Annotated in this window: 17 protein-coding genes; 7 read left to right on the forward strand and 10 right to left on the reverse strand. The window is 66.4% G+C overall.

Going from position 1 to position 20,357, the window contains the following annotated elements; translation table 11 throughout:
- Position 1 precedes the first annotated feature (1 nt).
- The 6 genes from DLM85_RS18850 to DLM85_RS18875 all read left to right on the forward strand — a co-directional run bounded on the left by DLM85_RS18850 (position 2) and on the right by DLM85_RS18875 (position 7,483).
- Positions 2 to 1,519, forward strand: coding sequence for a hypothetical protein (locus DLM85_RS18850; RefSeq protein WP_111479730.1), 1,518 nt, complete (start codon positions 2 to 4; stop codon positions 1,517 to 1,519).
- 188 nt (positions 1,520 to 1,707) lie between these two features.
- Positions 1,708 to 3,174 (forward strand): hypothetical protein, encoded by a 1,467-nt coding sequence (locus DLM85_RS18855; RefSeq protein ID WP_111479731.1) that lies wholly within the window; start codon positions 1,708 to 1,710, stop codon positions 3,172 to 3,174.
- A gap of 246 nt (positions 3,175 to 3,420) precedes the next feature.
- Complete coding sequence (locus DLM85_RS18860; RefSeq protein ID WP_111479732.1) at positions 3,421 to 4,113, forward strand: hypothetical protein; 693 nt, start codon at positions 3,421 to 3,423, stop codon at positions 4,111 to 4,113.
- Between the two features lie 55 nt (positions 4,114 to 4,168).
- Positions 4,169 to 6,388 (forward strand): prolyl oligopeptidase family serine peptidase, encoded by a 2,220-nt coding sequence (locus tag DLM85_RS18865; protein ID WP_111479733.1) that lies wholly within the window; start codon positions 4,169 to 4,171, stop codon positions 6,386 to 6,388.
- 160 nt (positions 6,389 to 6,548) lie between these two features.
- Positions 6,549 to 6,779 (forward strand): hypothetical protein, encoded by a 231-nt coding sequence (locus DLM85_RS18870; protein ID WP_111479734.1) that lies wholly within the window; start codon positions 6,549 to 6,551, stop codon positions 6,777 to 6,779.
- A gap of 185 nt (positions 6,780 to 6,964) precedes the next feature.
- Positions 6,965 to 7,483 carry a GNAT family N-acetyltransferase gene (locus tag DLM85_RS18875; RefSeq protein ID WP_165822210.1) on the forward strand — a complete coding sequence of 173 codons (519 nt, stop codon included), beginning with the start codon at positions 6,965 to 6,967 and terminating at the stop codon, positions 7,481 to 7,483.
- 114 nt (positions 7,484 to 7,597) lie between these two features.
- Here DLM85_RS18875 and DLM85_RS18880 read toward each other — a convergent pair whose 3' ends face one another.
- The 4 genes from DLM85_RS18880 to DLM85_RS18895 form a co-directional block, all read right to left on the reverse strand.
- On the reverse strand, positions 7,598 to 7,900 hold the full coding sequence (locus DLM85_RS18880; RefSeq protein WP_111479735.1) for a DUF4286 family protein: 303 nt from the start codon (positions 7,898 to 7,900) through the stop codon (positions 7,598 to 7,600).
- A 112-nt stretch (positions 7,901 to 8,012) separates the two neighbouring features.
- Entirely contained in the window at positions 8,013 to 8,456 is a 444-nt protein-coding gene (locus tag DLM85_RS18885; protein WP_111479736.1) for a DUF6526 family protein, read from the reverse strand.
- A 50-nt stretch (positions 8,457 to 8,506) separates the two neighbouring features.
- Entirely contained in the window at positions 8,507 to 8,788 is a 282-nt protein-coding gene (locus DLM85_RS18890) for a hypothetical protein (protein ID WP_111479737.1), read from the reverse strand.
- Between the two features lie 78 nt (positions 8,789 to 8,866).
- Entirely contained in the window at positions 8,867 to 10,141 is a 1,275-nt protein-coding gene (locus DLM85_RS18895) for an MFS transporter (RefSeq protein ID WP_111479738.1), read from the reverse strand.
- Positions 10,142 to 10,400: 259 nt separating this feature from the next.
- Between DLM85_RS18895 and DLM85_RS18900 the strand changes: the two genes are divergently transcribed.
- Positions 10,401 to 10,952: an REP-associated tyrosine transposase gene (locus DLM85_RS18900; protein WP_111479739.1), complete on the forward strand. Its 552-nt coding sequence runs from the start codon at positions 10,401 to 10,403 to the stop codon at positions 10,950 to 10,952.
- Between the two features lie 130 nt (positions 10,953 to 11,082).
- On the opposite strand, the gene DLM85_RS18905 is transcribed toward DLM85_RS18900, so the two are convergent.
- The 6 genes from DLM85_RS18905 to DLM85_RS18930 all read right to left on the reverse strand — a co-directional run bounded on the left by DLM85_RS18905 (position 11,083) and on the right by DLM85_RS18930 (position 20,282).
- A complete protein-coding gene (locus DLM85_RS18905) occupies positions 11,083 to 12,027 on the reverse strand; it encodes a cation diffusion facilitator family transporter (protein WP_111479740.1) in 945 nt (314 codons plus the stop codon).
- 90 nt (positions 12,028 to 12,117) lie between these two features.
- Positions 12,118 to 12,936 (reverse strand): GldM family protein, encoded by an 819-nt coding sequence (locus DLM85_RS18910; protein ID WP_165822211.1) that lies wholly within the window; start codon positions 12,934 to 12,936, stop codon positions 12,118 to 12,120.
- A gap of 47 nt (positions 12,937 to 12,983) precedes the next feature.
- Positions 12,984 to 15,452 carry a TonB-dependent receptor gene (locus DLM85_RS18915; protein ID WP_111479742.1) on the reverse strand — a complete coding sequence of 823 codons (2,469 nt, stop codon included), beginning with the start codon at positions 15,450 to 15,452 and terminating at the stop codon, positions 12,984 to 12,986.
- Between the two features lie 343 nt (positions 15,453 to 15,795).
- Positions 15,796 to 16,998, reverse strand: coding sequence for a PQQ-binding-like beta-propeller repeat protein (locus DLM85_RS18920; protein WP_111479743.1), 1,203 nt, complete (start codon positions 16,996 to 16,998; stop codon positions 15,796 to 15,798).
- A gap of 207 nt (positions 16,999 to 17,205) precedes the next feature.
- Positions 17,206 to 17,763: a hypothetical protein gene (locus DLM85_RS18925; protein WP_111479744.1), complete on the reverse strand. Its 558-nt coding sequence runs from the start codon at positions 17,761 to 17,763 to the stop codon at positions 17,206 to 17,208.
- 119 nt (positions 17,764 to 17,882) lie between these two features.
- On the reverse strand, positions 17,883 to 20,282 hold the full coding sequence (locus DLM85_RS18930) for a TonB-dependent receptor (RefSeq protein ID WP_111479745.1): 2,400 nt from the start codon (positions 20,280 to 20,282) through the stop codon (positions 17,883 to 17,885).
- Positions 20,283 to 20,357 lie beyond the last annotated feature (75 nt).

The following is a 20,357-nucleotide window of genomic DNA, read 5'->3' on the forward strand; positions in this document are numbered from 1 at the left end:
CATGAGGATTTCCCCCCGCCTCACTGCCCTGCTGACGGGCCTGCTTCTTTCCGCCACCGCCACCCAGGCCCAGACCACGCCCGGCCAGGCCACGCTGGAAGAGAAAAAGGTGCAGATCTGGTGCGCCACCGTGCGCTACGTCTACAACGACAACGGCCGTTCCAACCTGAACAATACTCTGCGCTGCGACGGCACGCTGAAAGCCTTCGAAAGCAGCATCCGGGCCGACAGCCAGCGGGTGTATTCGCTGGTGTACCAGCCGCTGGAAGGCAAGGGCGTGATGTACAAGGGCCTGGGCTCGGATCAGTCACGGCTGCAGCGGCTGGCCAAGGAAATCATCACCAAGCTCGGCGGCTCGCCCCAGCGGCGTAAAGACCCGGCCCGCATGGCCCAGCTCAACCGCCTGCAGGCGGCCCTGACGGGCTACGTGGAGCAGGGCACGCCCATTCCCGGCGACATCGGGCAGGTGAATGCCGAGGCGGCCGAAGCTGCCTACGACAGCACGGCCACCGAAACTCCGGAAAGCCTGACCGCCGCCGAGGCGGGCGATACTGAAACGGCCGCAACGGTGCCCGCGCAAACGGCCTCCGCCGAAAGCCCAATGACCAGGCTGTTCGGCCCCATCGCGCTGATTCTGTCTTTGCTGAGCCTGGTGCTCTGGTTTCTGGAGCGGCGGGTGCTGCGCAACCACATCGACGAACTGAAGAACCGGGCCTCGCGCCACCGCAACGAGCTGGACTCGATGAAGCACAACGGCAGCCGCGGCATGGGGCCCGAAACGGTGGCGGCCGAGCTGACCTTCAGCCAGCGCAAGCAGATCGAGGAGCTGGTGGAGCGGATGGTGCAGCAGCGCCTGGCCGGGCAGCAGCCCCACGGCCGCGCCGCCGCCGAAACCGCCCCGGCCATGCCCGCCAAACCCGCCGCGCCGGCCCCCGACGTGCGCAAAGCCCCGCTCGCGCCCCCGGCCGCCCCGGCACCGCGCCCGGCGCCCGCCGTGCCGCCCGTGGCTCAGGCCCCGGTGCCGCCCGTCTCGGAAGTGCCCGCGCCGTCCGTCGCTGTTCCGGCCGGGCTGCCCCCGGCTGCGGCGGCAGACGAGTTTGATTCGCTGGTGCCGCCGGTGCAGCTGCCGCAGCCCGTGGCCCCGGCGCCCGTACCGGCGGCGCCCGCGCCTGCCGTGCCGCACCAGCCCGAGCCCATGCCGCTGGGCAAGTTCTACGTGAAGGTGCCCGTCAACGGGGGCTTCTCCGACTACGACCTGCACACCGTGGCCCAGCACGACAGCATCTACGAAATCACGCCCGACCCGCAGCGGCCCGACGTGGCCTCGTTCCGCATCAACCCCGACCCGCAGGTGCACCCCTACGCCATCCAAAGCGCCCAATACTCCCTGCGCGAGGCCTGCCGCTACCAGCCGCCGACCGGGCCGGCCATCCGCATCATCACCGAGGAGCCGGGGCAGCTGCGCAAGGTGGGCCCGGCCTGGCAGATCGAGCAGAAAGCTGCCATTCGGTTTGAGTAGCGTACTTTGTCTGGCATCCTGAGCGGGCACATGGTCCGCTTGGCCGTCATGCTGAGCTTGTCGAAGCATCTCTACCGCTTCGTTCGGACGAAACCGTTCGGTAGGGATGCTTCGCGGGGCTCAGCATGACGTTCTTATGTGGCCGGCTTCTGATTAGGATGAGCGGCCTCTTTCACTGACTCTCCCTTATGCTCGAAATAATCCTCGAAGTCGCCGTGGTGGCCATCATCGTGGGCCTGCAGATTCGCACGTTTCTGCGCACGCGCACCGAGGTGGCCCGGCTGGCGGCGCTGTACCCGCCCAAGGACACGCTGCGGGTGGAGCGCCGCCTCGTCACGCCCGATGGCACGGTGGATCTGCCCGACTACGCCGCCGACGCCCCGGCCGACGCCTACGCCGTGGACATCATCCGCACCGACGAGGTGTCGGCCGATTTCCGCGAAATCGTGGTAGACACCAACGCCTACCTGCGCCACAACAAGGGCGCCGCGGCCGATTTCAACATCCTCAAGGACATTGCCGCCCGGCAGGGGCAGGGGCCCGAGTCGGCGGTGCAGGCCAACGTGGCCACGCCCCTGTACCTGGGCCTGCTCGGTACCTTTCTGGGCGTGATTCTGGGCCTGGTCAGCATTGCCCGCCGCGGCGTGACCGACGATACCTCGCTCACACCCTTTCTGACCGGCGTGCTCATTGCCATGGTCGGCTCGTTTATGGGCCTGCTGCTCACCCTGATGGGCAACACCCTGCTGCGCAACGCCCGCCAGCAGCGCGACTACCGCCAGAACCAGTACTTCACCTTCCTGCAGGCCCGGCTGCTGCCCATCCTGCACAACGACATGTCGGCCAGCCTGAGCACCCTGAAGGGCGTGCTCGACGCGTTCAACCAGGATTTCGTGGGCAAGGTCACGCTGTTCGAGCCCATCCTGAACACCATCACCGAGAACATCCGCGTGCAGCGCGACTTTCTGGTGAAGCTGGAGGAAATCGGCTTCGACCGCATGGCCCAGGCCAACCTGGCCGTGTTCGAGAAGGTGCGCGAGTCGGCCGAGCTGTTCGGGCAGTTCACGGCCTACCAGCAGCAGCTCAACCAGATGCTCGACAAGGGCGCCGAGTCGGGGCGCGTGGTGGGCGGCATCCTGGACCGCCTCACGGGCTTCGAGCGCGGCATCAACAACCTGGGTCAGTACATCGGCCAGCACGACAACGTAATTCAGCGCCAGCTCGACTTCTTCCAGCGCCACCAGACGGAAATGAGCAACATCGCGGCCCGCTCGGAGCAGTACTTCGACGAAGCCGCGTTGCACCTGACGGAGCTGATGCGCCGCCGCCTCGAGCACCACGAGCGCGACGCCCAGCGCGCCTACGAGAAGTGGGGCGAGTACTTCCAGAAGCTCAATCAGGACAACGCCTTTGAGCGCATCATGCGCCAGCTCGACCCTCTCAAGGACGTGAAAACCAACCAGGAAGCCCTGGCCCGCGACGTGTCGGCCACCCAGCGGGAGCTGCTGCGCAAGATCGAGCTGGACGGGCAGGTGGACGCCAAGCTGCTGGAGCAGCTGACCATGATGAACAGGATTCTGCGCGTGGCCACCGCCAAAAACCGCTGGCAGCGCGGCATGGACAAGCTGTTCGGCGGGGTGAAGGAGCAGGAGTAGGATATTGTGATGCCGATGCCTTTGATAGTGGAATGCATGGTAGCTGCCACAATCTACCTGCTGGTAGTACTTACTGCTTACCGTGTACTTATATACAAAGCAGTATATCCGACGTGGGCCTGGGTTGTGGCTAGATGGACTCTATTTCTCGCAATTGCTCTGATTCCACTTTTTATGTTGTGGGGTCTCTCATTAATGACGGAAGACGACGGCTTAAAGCCGCTTTTCTAAGCATACGCAGCAAACATGCCCAGTTCCGACGACCAGCAACGCTCCGACTTCTTCTGGCCCAGCTACGTGGACCTGATGACCAGCCTGTTCATTATCATGCTGGTGTTGTTCGTGTACAGCTTCAAGCTGTTTCGGGACCGGGAGGAAAGCCAGAAGCGGCTGTTGGGCGAGCTGAAGGTGAAAGCCCAGGAGCTGGAGCAGATTCAGCGCATCCGCGAGTCGCTCCGGCGGCTGGAGGGCGACTATTTTCGCTACGACCCGCAGAACGAGCGGTACGAGTTGCGCGTGGACGTGCAGTTCAAGGCCGGGCGCGACGAGATTCAGGAGCAGTACAAGCCCGCCCTGCTGCGCGCCGGCCGCCTGCTGCAGGAGCGTCTGCGCGCCATCCAGACGACCCTGCCGGTGCGCTACCTCGTCATCGTGGAGGGCATGGCCGCCCGCTACCCCCAGGGCGACCCGCGCAACCAGCGCGAGGAGCAGAGCACCTACCAGCTCAGCTACCGCCGGGCCCTCAACCTCTCGAACTTCTGGCAGCAGAACGGCCTGCGCTTCGGCCAGGACCGTACCGTGGAGCTGATCATTGGCGGCAGCGGCTTTTTCGGCACCGGGCGCTACGCGGGCCGGCGCGAGGGCGACAACAAGCGCTTCCTGATTCAGATCATTCCCAAAATCGGGAAGGTGGCCACGGAAACGGTGCGGGCGCGGTAGCGCGCCCCCAAACCGCCGTATTTTGCCGCTTCCCGTATTCCTCCCTTTCCGCGCCATGACCAACCCCCGACCCCTGCTGAGCGCCTCGCTGCTGCTGCTGGCCGCCTGCGGCCCGAGCAAGCAGCTGAACCCCTCGCAGCAGCTGATAACCGAGAAACCCGTGACCGAAAACGCAACGCCCAAGTCGGCGCCCAAAGCCGCCGCGCTGGACTACCCCAAGGCCGCCCAAGGCCCGCAGACCGACGACTACCACGGCACCGCCATTGCCGACCCCTACCGCTGGCTGGAAAACCCCGACGCACCCGAAACCAAGGCCTGGGTGACGGCCGAAAACAACGTGACCTTCGGCTACCTCGGCCAGATTCCGTACCGGGACCGGATTCGGGAGCGGCTCACCCAGATCTGGAACTACGAGCGGTACGGCGTGCCCCAGCAGGAGGGCGACTTCCTCTACTACCAGAAAAACGACGGTCTGCAAAACCAGGCCGTGCTCTACGTGAAGCGCCCCGACGAGCCGGGCGACGGCGACGTGCTGCTCGACCCGAACAAGTTCTCGGCCGACGGCACCACCGCCCTGAGCGGCACCTACTTCTCCAACGACCACCGCTACCTGGCTTACACCACCTCCGGCGGCGGCTCCGACTGGCAGACCATCAAGTTGCTCGACCTGAAGACGCGCCAGCCGCTCAAGGACGAAGTCAACTGGGTGAAAGTGTCGGGCGTGGCCTGGACCCGGGACGGCTTCTACTACAGCGGCTACGACGCGCCCAAGGCCGGCGAAAACAAGCTGGCCGGCAAAAACGAGTACCACAAGGTGTACTTCCACAAAATCGGTACCGCGCAGGCGGCCGATAAGCTGGTGTACGAAAACAAGCAGATGGCCCTGGGCTTCCGTATTGCCTCCGTCACGGAGGACGAGCGGTTCCTGGTCATCTACCTCACCGACGGTAAGTCGGACGGCAACAAGCTGGCCGTGCGCGACCTGACCGACGCCAAACAGGCCGGCAAGTGGGTGACGCTGGGCCAGGACTACGAATCGGACCTGAACGTGGTGGGCAACGTGGGCGGCCGGCTGCTGGTGTACACCAACTACAAGGCCCCGCGCTACCGCATCCTCGCCATCGACCCGAAGCACCCCGAGCCCACGGCCTGGAAGGATTTGCTGCCCGAAACCGAGAACAAGCTCGAGGGCATCGACCAGGTGGGCGGCCGGCTGGTGGCCACTTACCTGAAGGACGCCAGCTCGCTGATCCGGGTGTACGACGAAGCCGGCAAGGCACTGCGCGACGTGGAGCTGCCGGCCATCGGCACGGCCTCGGGCTTCGGCGGACGCAAGGATTCCAAGGCCGTGTACTACGCCTTCACCTCGTTCACCTACCCCACCACCATCTACCGCTACGACCTGGCCGGCGGGCAGAGCACGGTATGGCGCGCGCCTAAAGTGGACGTGAAGCCCGACGACTACGTGACCACCCAGGTGTTTTACGCTTCTAAGGACGGGACCAAAATCCCGATGTTCATCACCCACAAAAAGGGCCTGAAGCTCAACGGGCAGAACCCGGCTTACCTCTACGCCTACGGCGGCTTTAACGTGAGCCTGACGCCGGCCTTCTCGGTGGCGCGCATGCTCTGGCTGGAAAACGGCGGCGTGCTGGCTATTCCGAACCTGCGCGGCGGCGGCGAGTACGGCGAGGCTTGGCACAAAGCCGGCATGACCCCGAATAAGCAGAACGTGTTCGACGACTTCTACGCCGCTGCCGACTACCTGAAGGTGCAAGGCTACACCAGCACCGAGCGCTTGGCCGTGGCCGGCGGCTCCAACGGCGGCCTGCTCGTCGGCGCCACCATGACGCAGCGCCCGGATATCTGCAAAGTGGCCTTCCCGGCCGTGGGCGTGATGGATATGCTACGCTACCAGAAGTTCACCATCGGCTGGAACTGGGTGCCCGAGTACGGCACCGCCGACAACTACCAGCAGTTTCAGAACCTGGTGAAATTCTCCCCGCTGCACAACCTGAAAGCCGGCACCAGCTACCCCGCCACCCTGATTACCACCGCCGACCACGACGACCGGGTGGTGCCCGCGCACTCGTTTAAGTTTGCCGCCGCCCTGCAGCAGGCCAACGCCGGCCCCAACCCCCAGCTGATCCGCATCGACGTGAATGCCGGGCACGGGGCGGGCAAGAGCACCAAGCTGCTCATCGACGAGTGGACCGACGTGTGGAGCTTCGCCTACTACAACATGGGCGTGAGCCCGTACGGCAACCTGAAATAACACCGGTGGCCAGCCGGCTGCGGGGCGCCGAAACCGCTCCGCAGCCGGCTGCCGCCGCATCAGTTCACTGAAAGTCAGCGTAAGCGAAGTCAGTTCACGTTGCGGTTGTATCTTCGCAGCCGCGTTCCGGCGCCCTGACTCGACATTTTCCATTTCTGATATGAAAAACCTGCTCCTGCTCGGCTTTGCGGCCGGCGCCCTGCTGTCGGTATCGGCCTGCAGCAACCCCGACTTCGAGAAGAAAGACCAGATGGCCGCCGCCGAGCTGCCCGCCCTGCCCCCGACCGCTGCCGGCAAGGATTCGGCCGCCGTGGCCGCCGAGCAGGCCGCCCAGGAAATCAGCGCCGTCAACGCCACCACTACCATCAAGAAGATGCAGCCGGTGATGTAGGCTGCGGCCTGGCCTTACGAGCCCGCAATGCCCGGTTTTCTTCGGAAAGCCGGGCATTCTGTTTGTGCCGATGCCCGCGTGGGCAAGCCGTTGGGCCCGGGGCTGACGTGCGGCGCCGGCGGTGCCGGGCGCAACCGAGCGGCGGCCGGCGCGTAGCTTTGCGACTACCATTTCCCCTTTGCCCTATGCCTGCTCCCGCCACCCTGCGCATCCGCCGCGGCACCGAAGCCGACCTGCCCCGCGTCCACGAGCTGATTGTGGAGCTGGCCGTTTACGAGCGCGCGCCCGAGGAAGTCACCAACACCCTGGCCGACATGCGCCGCGACGGGTTCGGGCCCGCACCCATCTTCGGCTTTTTCGTGGCCGAAACCGTGGAGCAGGGCATTCTGGGCATTGCCCTGTTCTATACCGCCTACTCCACCTGGAAGGGCCGCATGCTCTACCTCGAAGACCTGGTGGTGACCGAAGCCGCCCGCGGCACCGGCATCGGCCGCAAGCTGTTCGACGCGGTGGTGGCCGAGGCCCGGCGCACCGGCGCCCACCGCCTGAAGTGGCAGGTGCTGGCGTGGAACGAGCCGGCCATCGGCTTCTACAAGCGCATCGGGGCCAACCTCGACCCCGAGTGGCACAACGGCAACCTCACCGCCGCCGACCTGCAGGCCTACGCCTGCGACCCGGCCGTGGAAGCGGCGGTGGCCCGGTAAGGCCGGTAGAGCCGCCCCCAACGCAAAGCGTCATCCCCCGCCCGCGGCGCAGGATGACGCTTGAGGCACCGCCGCCAGCCGCCGGCGGTGAGGCCGCGGCTGACAACGCCGGGGTTATTCGATAACCTCCAGCACGGTGCGAAACGACACGTACTGGCCCGGAAAGCGGGTTTCCAGGTCGGCGCGCAGGCCGGGGGCCGCGGCCTGCTGGTAATCGTCGAGCTGCTCGGTGCTGAGGCAGTAGAACTGCGCGGCGTAGGTGCAGCCGTCTTCTTCTTCGTTGAGCAGGCGCAGCAGCTGGCTCCTGACGAAAAAGCCCGTGGCCATGATGTCGGGAATGTGCTTGTCGCGCATGAAGGCCACCCATTCCTCGGCCACTTCCGGGTCGACGCTGCTGGTGATGTTGTAAAGAATCATTGGTGAACTGGTGAGCTGGTGAACTGGTGAGCTTGATGTTCTGGTGGGGTGAACCGCGCAGCTTGCGCAAGCGGAACGACACTCACCAGTTCATCATTTCACCAGTTCGCCATCAGACCCGCATCGGGTCGGGTTGGAAATTCTGGATTCGGGCGCGAATATCGGCCGGGGTCAGCTTTTCGGCCACGGTGGCCGCCGCCAGGGCCGGCAGCTCCGCATCGGCGGCGAAGCGCAGCGACAATACCTGGCCCAGGCTCAGTTGCTGCTCCAGCGGCTGAAAGCGTTGGCCGGTCAGCTCGAAGTAGCGCTGCCGCACTTCCAGCCGCGCCAGGCGGTCCTGCAGGGTGAGGGCGTAATGCTGGCGCAGCATCACCAGGCTGATGAGCAGCAGCACCGACAACGCCAGCAGGCAGAACCACACCCGGGAGTCGTCGGAGCCGTTGCCGGCCACGGCCCAGTAGCGGCGGCCTGTATAAAGCGCCATGATAAGGGCGGCCGGCACAGCTACAAAGTGGTGCGGCGCGTGGTATTTACGGGTGAAGCGGGCTTCGGCCATGCGGAGAGCGGGTCAGCGAAAAGTAAACGTGGGGCAGCGGCAGGCCGGGGTTAGTTCTGACCACGCTTGCGGTTACGCTCTTCGTCGCGGGCGGCCCGTTCCCGCTCCCGGGCCAGGTTTTCCTGGGCCTTGTCGCGCTCCTTGCTGGCCTGCGAGGCGTTTTGCACCGGCCCGCTCACCTGCGGCATGGCCGAGGGCTGGTTGGGCGGCGGCGTTTGCGGGGTGGAGGGGGAAGTAGCCGACGGCGGGGGCGGCGGCACCTGGGCCACGGCTCCCGCGGCAAACAGGCAAAAGCCGCCGAGCAGCAGTATGGGACGAAATAGCTGGTTCATGAGGGAAGGGGGATACAGCGTTCAGGTAAAATACGCGGTGGGGCAGCCGGCAGTTCCCCGCAGGCCCCGGGAATACCGTCAGGATACCTCGACGTAGTCGAGGTCTTTGCCGTGGGTTTCGGGTAGGGTGCTGATGGCCCAGAAGGCAATCAGCAGCGACACGCCGCCCACCACGGCCCCGCTGGCTATCAGGTCGGGCGCCTGGGCCGAGCCGAGGGCGGCGGCGGTGGCCTGAAAAATGGGCACCAGCGCCACCACCGAGCCGCGGGCAAAGTTGGGCGCCGTGGTGGCCACGGTGGCCCGCAGGTTGGTGCCAAACTGCTCGGCCGCCACCGTCACGAACAAGGCCCAGAAGCCCACCGAAATGCCCAGCACGAAGCACATCCGGTAAAACCCCTCGGGCGAGGCACCGCGCTGCAGAAACAGGTAAGCGGCCACGACGGTGCCGCACATCAGCAGAAACAGCTGCAGGGCCCGCTTGCGGCTGCGCAGCAGCTGGCTGAGCGCCCCGCTGGCAAAGTCGCCGAACACCAGACCGAAGTAGCACCAGAACACCGCCAGCCCGGCCGATACCTCGCCCTGCACGCCCAGGGCGCGGCCAAACTCGGGCGCCAGCGTAATCAGAATGCCCACCACGAACCACAGCGGCACGCCGATGAGCAGGCACTTGAGGTACTTCAGCAGCCGCGGGCCGTTGGTAAACAGGGCAAAGAAGTTGCCGCGGTCCACCCCGTGCTGCTTGGCCTGCTCGAACATGCCCGACTCGAACACGCCCACCCGCAGCAGCAGCAACGCCAGACCCAGCCCGCCGCCCACGAAATAGGCGTTGCGCCAGCCCAGCGCCTCGCCCACCCAATAGGCCAGCATGGCGCCCGATACGCCCACTGTGGCCACGATCATGGTGCCGTAGCCGCGCTTTTCCTTGGGCAGCGACTCGGCCACCAGCGTGATGCCCGCGCCCAGCTCCCCGGCCAGCCCGACGCCGGCAATCAGCCGCAGCCAGGCGTACTGGTCGATGCTTTGCACGAAGCCGTTGGCAATGTTGGCCAGCGAATACAGCAGAATCGAGCCGAACAGCACCGACAGCCGCCCGCGCTTGTCGCCGAGCACGCCCCAGAGGATGCCGCCGAGCAGCATGCCCCACATCTGCATGTTGATCAGGTACAGCCCCTGGCTGGTGAGGGCGGCGCCGCGGACGCCGAGGTCGGTCAGGCTTTCCACCCGCACGATGCTGAACAGAATCAGGTCGTAGATATCAACGAAGTAGCCGAGGGCGGCCACGACGACGACGGCGCTGAACAGGCCGGTGGTTTTGGGCGGGGCAGAATTGGGTGGGGTAGAGGTCAGGGCCATGCAGAAGCGGAATCAGGGGCGCAGGTTACGAAGATTTGCCCACGCTTTCGCACGAAGCGCCCCCGCTGGCGCGAGTCCGCCTCACTGGCGCCCCGCCCGTCACTGGCCCCTGCTGGCGCGAGTCTGGCGCGCGCAGCGCGTGACTCGTGTCGCCCAATGGAGGGGAGTCTCCGACTCCCGGCCCGGAAAAGCCACCAGACACGTAAACCCCGCCCCCGGCTTCTTATCTTCCTAGCCCTGATATCAACTACCACTAGCTATGAGTGAGAAATACAAGATCCGCTCCGCGGACGAGGCTTACTTTCTGACGTTTACCATCGTGGAGTGGGCCGATCTGTTCAGCCGCCGCTGTTACAAGGATGTCGTTATCGACAGCCTGCGCTACTGCCAGCAGCACAAAGGCGTGGAGCTGTTTGCGTACTGCATCATGTCCAATCACCTGCACCTGATTGCCCGGTCCGAAACGCCCGCTACGCTGTCGGCCTTCGTGCGCGACTTCAAGAAATTCACGGCGGTGGCGCTGATGCGGCTGGTGGAAAGCCACGAGCAGGAAAGCCGCCGGGGCTGGCTCCGCTGGCTGTTTCAGCAGAATGGCCGGCAAAACGTGCACAACCGCGACTTTCAGGTGTGGCAGCACAGCAGTCATCCGGTGGCCCTGACTTCGCCCGAGCGGCTGCGGGAACGGCTGCGCTACGTGCACGAAAACCCGGTACGGGCGGGCATCTGCCTTCTGCCCGAAGAATACGTGTACAGCAGTGCCGCGCAGTACGCCGGGCGGCCGGAAATAATCTTGCCGGTCACGTTGGTATAGGCGCCGGGGGCGGGAGTCGGAGACTCCCTTCCATTGGGCGACACGAGTCACGCGCTGCGCGCGCCAGACTCGCGCCAGCAGGGGGCCAGTGAAATCCGGGCAATCCGCCGGCGCCGCAGTAATTCGTGGTTTACGGGTGCGCCGCGTCGCAGCTTTCGTGGGTGCAGGCGCCGGGCTCGATCTGCACGGTGATGTGGCCGATGTTGAACTCGTCCTGGATGCGGTGTTGCAGCTCGTGCAGGAAGCGGCTGTCGGTGCCGCTGGGGCGCACGAGGTGGGCGGTGAGGGCCGTGTCGCGGGTGCTCAGGGGCCAGACGTGCAGGTCGTGGACGCCCGTCACGCCGGGTTGGGCGAGCAGAAAGCGGCGCACGGCCACCGGGTCGATGCCGGTGGGCACGGCTTGCAGGCTGAGCTGCACCGTTTCGCGCAGCAGCCCCCAGGAACTATAGGCCACGATGATGAGGATGACGAAGCTGATGGCCGGATCGAGCCAGAGCCAGCCGGTGAAGTACACCAGCGCCCCGCCCAGCACCACGCCCACCGACACCAGCGCGTCGGTGAGCATGTGCAGGTAGGCGCCGCGCACGTTCACGTCGCCCTTCTGCCCGCGGCTGAACAGCCAGGCCGTGAAGCCGTTGACCACGATACCCGCCCCGGCCAGCAGCATCACCAGCGGCCCGTTCACCGGCTCGGGGTGGCGCAGGTGGCTGATGGTTTCCCACAGGATGATGCCCAAGGCCAGGTACAGCAGGGCTGCGTTCAGCAGCGCCGCCTGAATGCTGATTCCCTTAAAGCCGTAGGTGTAGCGCGCCGAAGCGGGCCGCTTGCCGAGGAGCAAGGCGCCCCAGGCCAGGGCCAGGCTCAGCACGTCCGACAGGTTGTGGCCGGCATCGGAAAGCAACGCCGTGGAATTGGCCCACCAGCCCCCGGTGGCCTCGGCCGCCACGAAAGCCAGGTTCAACGCAATGCCCCAGCCGAAGAAACGCCCCACGTTTTCGAGGTCGGCGGGGCCGTGGTGGTGGCCGCCGGAGCCGTGGTCGTGGCCGGCGTGGCTGTGGTTATGGTCGTGGGGCATGGCGGCAGAGGCGTTGAAACGATTCTACAACGTATAGCCAGGACTTAGGGGTGCGACACCGGTTGGTGCCACACCCTTAAAGCCAAGGCGCTACCGTAGCGGAATCGTGTATTGCTGATTGAAGCTGACCTCTTCTATCTCGTCATTGGCTGCCTTGCGTTGCAGCTTACTTACCCGAATCAGCAGCTCATCACCGGCCCGGGCCTCCGCTCCGAGCGGCCCAAGTCCAATGTCGGCATGGGTGGTCTGGTCGGGTGCTACCACGACCTGGATCGGCGCACCCACCGGCTCATTGGCCCGACGCAGGCTGATTTCGGCCTGTGAAACCCGGTAGCGGGCATCATCGGGCAGAAACACGGCCAGCATTTGATTGGGCTGGGCTTTGAGCGAGACAGTCCGGTCGGTCAGCGGGAGCTGCTCCAGCCGTTGATCCGCGTTGCTGAGCGTACACACTACAGTCGGCGGAGGCAGCAAAAAGACCCGAAACCGGTACGTGAACACCAATTTTCGCCCCCGGTATGCCCGCAGGATGACGGGGTCGGCGAAGGGGGTAATAAACAAGAACCGGTTATCGGCGTCGAGGGTGACGGTGGCTCCGGATGCCGTAAACCGAAATGGAGTCTGCTTATAGGGTGTGGGCTGCGGGGCTGACAACGAGTGGCGGCAGTGCAGCAGTAGCACGCAGGAATCGGGCTGCGTAGCCCAATCCGGCACCCACACCCCAGCTACTATCCGCGGCAACGAAGCCTCCCGCGTGCGTTTCGTAAAGTCCCAAACCTGCTCAGGCTGCCTTTCCTGCGGATTGGTCACCGCCTGCACCTTGGTCTGCGCCAGCACAGCGGGAGCCGACAGCGCGCCGACTCCGAGGCCAACCAGCAGTCCGCAGACGGTGCTTCGCATGAGGTACATTGTCGGCATGGCTTAAAGGTAAGCGCTGCCGGTAATCGGTCTGCTTCTCAATTGAAGCTCAGCGGCACCAGCAGCTTCACGCTCACGTTGCGGCCGGGGTTGAACACGCCCACGCGGCCGGTCACGTTGTTCGCGTCGGTGTATTTCAGGCGGCTCAGGTGGTTCTGGTAGGCCACGTCGAACACGTTGTTGACCGCCACCAGCACCGAGGCCAGGGTGCGGCCCTTGCCGTTGGTGAGGTCGGTGCCGGCGCCCAGGTTGACGAGCGTGTAGGCCGCGGTGGGCGTCTCGGTGTCGAAGGCTCCGAAGATGCGGCGCTGGGCGAAGTTGTGCTCCAGGCCCGCGCGGGCGTACACGTTGCCCACCCGGTTCAGCCCCGGCACCTGGCGCAGGTTCACCCGCAGCTCCGACTGCAGCCGGTCGGCGGGAGTGAAGGGCAGCCACTGCCGCCCTTCGTCGGTGCGGCGCTGGGAGCGGACCATCGAAAACGAGTTTTCGAAGTGCAGCCAGTCGAGCGGGTGCGGGTGCAGGTCCACCGTCACCTCGCCGCCGTACAGGTTGGCTGGGCTTTGGCCGTACACGAACACGCGGTATTCCTCGCCGTCCTCGGGGCTGATCTGGGTGGAGTCGCCGCCGGCCGCGTTGCGGATGCGGCGCGGGAAGATGAAGTGCTGGATACGGTTGTCGAATGCGTCGACGCTGAACGTGACGTGCTCGGTGTTCAGGCTCAGGCCCAGGTCCGACTGCAGGCTGGTTTCGGCCCGCAGCGCCGGGTCGCCGATTTCAAAGCGCGTGGTGCCTTCGTGGACGCCGTTGGAGCCCAGCTCGGCAATGTTCGGCGCCCGGAACCCCCGCGCTACGTTAGCCTTGAGCACCAGGTCGTCGGTAAGGCTGAAGGCCCCGCCCAGGCTGCCCGACCAGTTGCGGTAGGTGTTCTGAAACGCGGCAAACTTCGGCTCGGCCCCCGGCGTGCCGGCCGGCACCGGCTGCTCCCGGCCGTCGAGCCAGAGCGCGTCGGCGGTGAGGCGGCGCTGGTCGTAGCGCAGGCCGCCGCTCACATCCAGCCGGCCGAAGGTGCGCTTGGTCACGCCAAATACGCCGCCGTCGAACAGGCGGTAGGCCGGAATCAGGAATTCCGCGCCCAGGTTCTGGTTTTCCTGGGCCATGCCGCTTACGCCCACGGTGGTGTTCCAGCCCCGCAGCTCGGGCAGGAAGTAGCGGGCCGCGTAGTCGAGGGTGCGCAGCTGGAAGTACAGGCTCGGGTCGTCGGCGGCCAGCACGTCGCCGAACTCGCGGCGCAGGTTCTGCTGCCAGCCCACGTTCACGGTCAGCCGCGACTGACCCAGAATGAAATTGTTGTCGGTGCCGAGGCGCAGGTGGTTGATCTGCTGCCGGGGCACGTCGAGGCCGTAGCCGCGGAAGGCGCTCGGGTCGACGAGGCGGCGGCTTACCGCGTCGTCGCCCACCGCCGCTTCCTGCACAAACCGCCCGGTGGCCGAGTCGCGCACGCCTTCAATCAGGCCCAGCTGCTGGTTGAAGGTGCTGAACGTCAGGTGCGAGTAGCCCCAGCTTTTGTTGAGGCCCACGTAGCCGCTGCCGTTCAGCTCCCGGAAGCCCGAGTTGTAGACGCGCCCGTCGTAACGGTTGCGGTAGTCGCCGGCCACCTTGCCCGAGCCGCGCACCAGCCAGTTGAAGCCGCCCAGGTTGCCGGCGTTCATCAGCGAGTAGCCCTGCAGGCGGTTATTGGTCTGGTAGTTGGCCGCCACCGAGCCGATAACCCGGCCGTTGTCCACCGGGTCGGGCGCCACGAAGTTGACCACCCCGGCCATGCCGTCGGAGCCATATAATAAGGAGCCAGGGCCCTTGATGACTTCGGCCCGGTCGATGCTGTACTCGTCGATTTCGATGCCGTGCTCGTCGCCCCACTGCTGGCCCTCCTGCTTGGCGCCGTTGTTCAGGGTGATGACGCGGTTGGAGCTGAGCCCGCGGATGACGGGCTTGCTGATGGCCGCGCCGGTGGTAATCTGGCTTACGCCCGGCGTGCGGGCAATGGCGTCGATGACGTTGGTGCTGGCGTGCTGGCTAAGCTCCTCTTTGTCAATAACCGTGGTGGGCACCGGGGAGCGGCGCAGCTCGGTGGAGGCCGACACGCCCGTCACCACCACCTGGCCCAGCTCGGTCACGGCCGGGCTCAGGGCGAAGTCCAGGGCCGTGGCGCTGCCGGTATCCACGGTGCGCACCACCGTGCCGTAGCCCAGGGAGCGAATCTGCACCAGAAAGCGGCCCCGGGGCAGCTGCTCGAAGCGGAAGCGCCCGTCGGCGTCGGTGGCGGTGCTCTGCTTCAGGTCGGGGAAAAGCAGCGTGGCGCCGGGCAGCGGCTGCTGCGTGGCCTGGTCGACGACGCGGCCGGTGACGCTGACGCGGCCGGCGGCGCGGGGAGTGGGGGCGGGCGTCGTCTGGGCCGCGGCGGTTTCGGCGGCCAGCAGCAGCACCGAGGCCAGCAGGAAGCGGGACATAAAAAAGCGGGAGTAAGCGGGAAGGCAATGAACGGAACGGGCGCCGGGAAGATGCACCAGAAGCAGGAAAACACCGGCCAGGGACCGGTGTTTTCCGTCTCTTTTCTCCATAACCAAACCTAATGGAGAGAAACAAGCCGGCGGCGCACCGCCGACTATAGGATAGCGGCCTGAGTCGGCGCCGATAAGAAGAATGGTACTTTGCTACTAGTGTCGCTAGCGGAGCTGGCGCAGGAAGACCGGCAGTAGTCATAGACTTCTCTCGGACTTGGGTCAGAGTAAGCTCAGACTCAGCCGGTGGTCGGAAATAGCAATTTCTCTGGGCGGAACGGTGGCGGCGGGCCTAGTGGCCGCCCTCCGCGTCCACGTCGGCCCCGACCAGGGCCAGGCGCAGCGGGGCGCCGTTGACGGCAAAAGTGCCGTGGTCGGCCAGGTCGTCCTTCCTGAGCATGTGCACTTTCCCCTGCGGGGCGTTGGTGACGTACACGTAGTGGCGGCTGGCCACCAGGTAGGGCGTGGCGGCGGCCACGTCGAGCAGGCCGCTGAGGCTGCGGCTGGCGCGGCGGGCGCCGGTGGCGGCGTCGTACACGGTCAGGGTGCCGTCTTCGCCCAGCACCAGCACGGCGGTGCCTTCCTCATCCAGGGCGGCCCGCACGAAGCGCGCCGTGCTGCCCACCTGCGTCATGGTGCCGGCGGCCGGGTCGATGCGGAACACGCCGTAGCCGTTGCGGGAGCCGAGGAACGTGCGGGCCGCCTTGGCGTAGTAGATGGTCGACAGCCAGTTGGCGCCCGCGCCGGCCGGGTAGGGCAGCAGGCGCTGCTCCCCGGTCTGCTTCACCACCAGCACCCCGCTGCTGGAGCCGAACAGGGCCTGCTGCCCGTCGCCCGCGTCGCCGTGGATGCCCTGGGTGGCCACGGCCGGCGCGTGCAGCACCGCGCCCTGCGTATTCACGATTTTGACTTGCTCGGGCAGGCTACCAGCCACCGTGTTGTTCTTGTGCGTCACGGCGTAGCTGCCGTTGTCGAACCGGATCATGGCGCCGTGGTGGGCCGTGCCGGTGCGGAAGTTGCCCGGGGCCGCGGCGGCGTGCAGCTGGTCTTCGGCCACGTGGCTGATGGAGGCGTCGCCGTCGTGGAAGATGCTCACCTGGTTGTGGGAGCTGTACACGTGCGAGGGGGTGGGGGCGGTGGCCTTGGTCAGGCCCCACTTGGGCGTGCCCACCACGTGCACGTGGTCGTCGTGCCGCTCGATGCCGGTGTCGAAGAACTCCACGAGGCTGTTGGTGGAATTGGCTACCACGGCCCAGCGCCCGGTGCCCGCCGGGTACACCAAGCTGCCGCCGTGCGAGGCCTGGAAAGTGGTCTGCTCGCTCTTGGCCGGGTTCAGCAGCGTCACGGCCGAGCTGGTTTTGTCGGTGATGAGCAGGCGTACATGGGCGCTTTCGGTTTCGGGAGCCGCCGGCTCCTGCTTGTCTTTCTCCTTGTCGCAGGAAGTCAGGCTAAGGGCAGCTGCGGCGGCCAGGGAGGCGAAGAGGTATGATTTCATGAAATGAGGTCGGAGAGGAGTTGAAGTAGCTGGCTTTAGGGTTATTTGTTTGAAAGTCAGCTGCTTGTGATTGTGGTCTGCCGCTTGCGTAGGGCAACACCGGTTGCGTTCTGCCTTTTGGAGGCAGAAGTAGCGGGAGCAGCAAACCAGAAAAAGAAGGGCCGGCGGAGCCCGGCGTTCAGGCCCCGCCGACGGGCCGCGTGCGGCCTAGCGCACCGTCACCGGGAAGGTCACTTCGGCGTCGGTGGAGCCGGGCTCGGGCTGGCCGGTTTTGGTGCCGGGCTGGTGGCGCAGGGTGATTTTCAGGGTGCCATTGGCGGCCGTAGTTGTCACCAGGCGGGTAGCCAGGCCCACTTCCAGGTTGTTCCGGTCGCGGTCGGTGCGGGTGACGGTTACCAGGTTGGCCGGGGTGGGCACGTACACTATCAGGTGCTCGTCGTTTTCGGCATTTACTTCGGCCGTAATATCACCGGCCGGGTTTTTCGATTCGTCGAGGAAGGTAAGGGCGCCGGTGTAGGTGGTGTTGGCCGTCAGCGTGAGGTTGCCGATGGTGGGGGCGTTGCCGCCGGCTCCGTCGAGGTCCTTGTATTCTACCGTCAGGGGCGTGCCGCCGCCGGCGGGCGTGAGGGTGTAGCGCACGGTGGTAATCAGCTCGTTTTCGTCGTCGGGCGTGGGGTTGTCGTCGTCGTTCTTGCAGGAGGTAGCCAGCAGCGGCGTGGCCAGCAGCAGAGCGGCCAGGAAGGGGCGGAACGAGGTCTTTTTCATGGGTTGGGGAGAAATGAGGATTGAAAAATGGAGGCGCCGCAGCGGCGCTGATGCGAGGTGTCGGGCGCGGCAAATCGGCCCGGATGGTGGAAAAAGCAGGGGAAAAGCCCGCCCGCGCCCTAGCGGGAGCCGGCCCGGCGGCCAAACTCCAGCGGGGCGCGCAGGCGCAGCGTCAGGTTGCGGCCCTGGTCCTGGGCGTAGTACCGGAAGCGGTTCAGGTACTCCCGGTAGCGGGTGTTAAGCAGGTTCGAGCCGGCCAGGCTCAGCTCCAGCGGCACGTTGCCCAGGCGAATGGTCGTACCCACTTCGGCCCCGAGCAGCTGGTAGCCGGCCGGGGCCGCCTGCAGGTCGTACTCGGCGCCGGCCGTGCGGTCCTGCCGGCGCACGGCCGTCAGGCTCAGCTGGGCGAAGGGGCGCTGCAGCCGGGCCGCGGGGCCGGTGCTCCACTGGCGGCGGGCAGTGGCCTCAAACCGGTCGGCGGGCACGAATACCAGGTAGTCGTTGAGGCGGCGGTTGCGGGCGCGCACCACGGCGGCCCGGCCGCTGAGCAGCCAGCCCGGGGCCGGGGCGTAGGTCAGCAGCGCGTCGAGGCCGCGGAACACGGCGTCGGTCTGCTGGGTGCGCCAGAGCGGAAACACGCCCTGAATCGTCTGGTAGGAGCCGGCCACCACCTGATAGATGTACCCGTCGATGTAGTTCTGGTACAGGGTCAGCTCCCCGTTCAGGCGCGGGTTGTCGTGCAGCGTGGCGGTCAAACCCAGGTTGTAGGAGGTTTCGGGCCCGAGCGGGGCTGCTCCGGCCGGGCGGCTCACGTCGTAGCCTTCCTCGTAGATGGCGTTGTGCACGCCCTGGGCCAGCCGCTCGTTGGCGGCCGGGGCGCGGCGTACCAGCCCGGCGTCGGCGCGCAAACTCAGGTGGGTGCTGGCGTCGTACACCGCCCCGAGGGAGGCGGCGGGCGTCCAGTACCGGAACTGTTGCTGCTCCACGCCGTAGCGCAGGGTATCGTCCTGCACGGTCCGGGTGAGGCGGCGGGTTTGCAGGTCGCGGCGGTCCAGGCGCAGGCCGGCTTCCAGCAGCAGCCGCTGCTGCTGCCACCGCTCGATGAGGAAGGCCCCGCCCACCTGGTTGGTGTAGAAGGGGATAAACTGCCGGCTGCCCGGGGCATAACGGTTGCGCTGGTACGTGCCGCTCAAGCCCACCGAGCCGCTGAAGTTGCCCCAGTGCGGATGCTCCCAGACCACGTCGGCGGTGCTGGTGTAGTTCAGGTAGCTGAGCTGGGGCAGGTTGCGGCTGCCGGCCGCGCTGCTGCCGCGCACCACGTCAAACTCGTCGCGGAAATCCTGCTGATGGGCCACGGTAGCCGTCAGCCGCCCGCCGTTGCCGGTTTTCCAGAAGCTTGTCAGCTTCGCCAGGTCGTGGCGCAGCTGCTGGTAGGGCCGGTTGATTTCGTAGCTGAACGAGCCGTTGCCCACCGGCCGGCCCCGGTCGATGGCGGCCTGCAGGTCGGCCTGATTGCCCACCACGGCCGCGCTCAGGATGCCCAGGCGGGAGCTGAACCGGCTGTAGAAGGCCTCTACGCCGTACCGCTCCCGGCGCCAGCCCAGGGCCGCCGAGAAGTTTCGCTCCCGGAAGGCCGTGTTGTCGAGCCAGTAGTCGGGCGTGCGGGTGTTGCCGGCCTGCTTGAGGCTGCCCTGCACCCGCCAGCTCAGGGCCGGCAGCCGGCGCAGGTTGCCCTCCACGGTGGCCGAGGCCGCACCCAGGCCGTTGTTGGACATGCCCACCAGGTTCAGCTCGGCGCCCGTGCCGGCCGTGTCGCGCAGGGGCCGGGGCTGCACCAGCACCACGCCACCCACCGCGTCGGAGCCGTAGCGGACGCCGGCGGCGCCCTTCACCACGGTCAGCTCCGAGGCCACGAACGGGTCGATTTCCGGGCCGTGCTCCTGGCCCCACTGCTGGCCTTCCTGCCGCACGCCGTTGTTCATGATGGCCACCCGGTTGGAGTGCAGCCCGTGAATCATCGGCTTGAAGATGCTCGGACCAGTCTGAATGGCCGTCACCCCGGCCAGTTTCTGCAGCGCCTCGCCCAGGGCCTGGCCCCGGGTGCTCTGCAGCGCCTGGCCCGACAACGAGCCGCTGGCCTGGGGCGTGGGCGCCTCGACGTGCGTGCCGCGCACCACCGCCCCCTGCAGCCGGATCGTTTCGGGGTGCAGGGCGAAGTTGCGCACCGCGGCAGCCGTCACGCGCAGCTCCGCTTCCTCGGGCTGGTAACCGAGGAAATGAACCTGCACGCGGTAGGTGCCGGCGCAGACGTGGAAGTGAAAATGACCCTCGGGGTCGGTCTGGGTGGCGTCCTGGCCCGGCAGCAGTACTACCGTGGCCCCCGCCAGCCCCTCGCCCGATTCATGGTCCGTGACGCGGCCCGCCAGCGGGAGGGTGCAGGTGCTCTGAGCCGTAGCCTGATAGACTACGCCCAGGCACAGCCCCGCCCACAGCAGAGCCGCCGCAAGGCGGAAAAGCATGAAAATGAGAGGAAACAGCCTGAGAATTGATGGGCCGTCGTCGGTACTGCCCGGCTACTGGTGGCCGGGGCAGGA

The sequence above is a fragment of the Hymenobacter edaphi genome (assembly GCF_003258365.1).
Lineage (GTDB): Bacteria > Bacteroidota > Bacteroidia > Cytophagales > Hymenobacteraceae > Solirubrum > Solirubrum edaphi.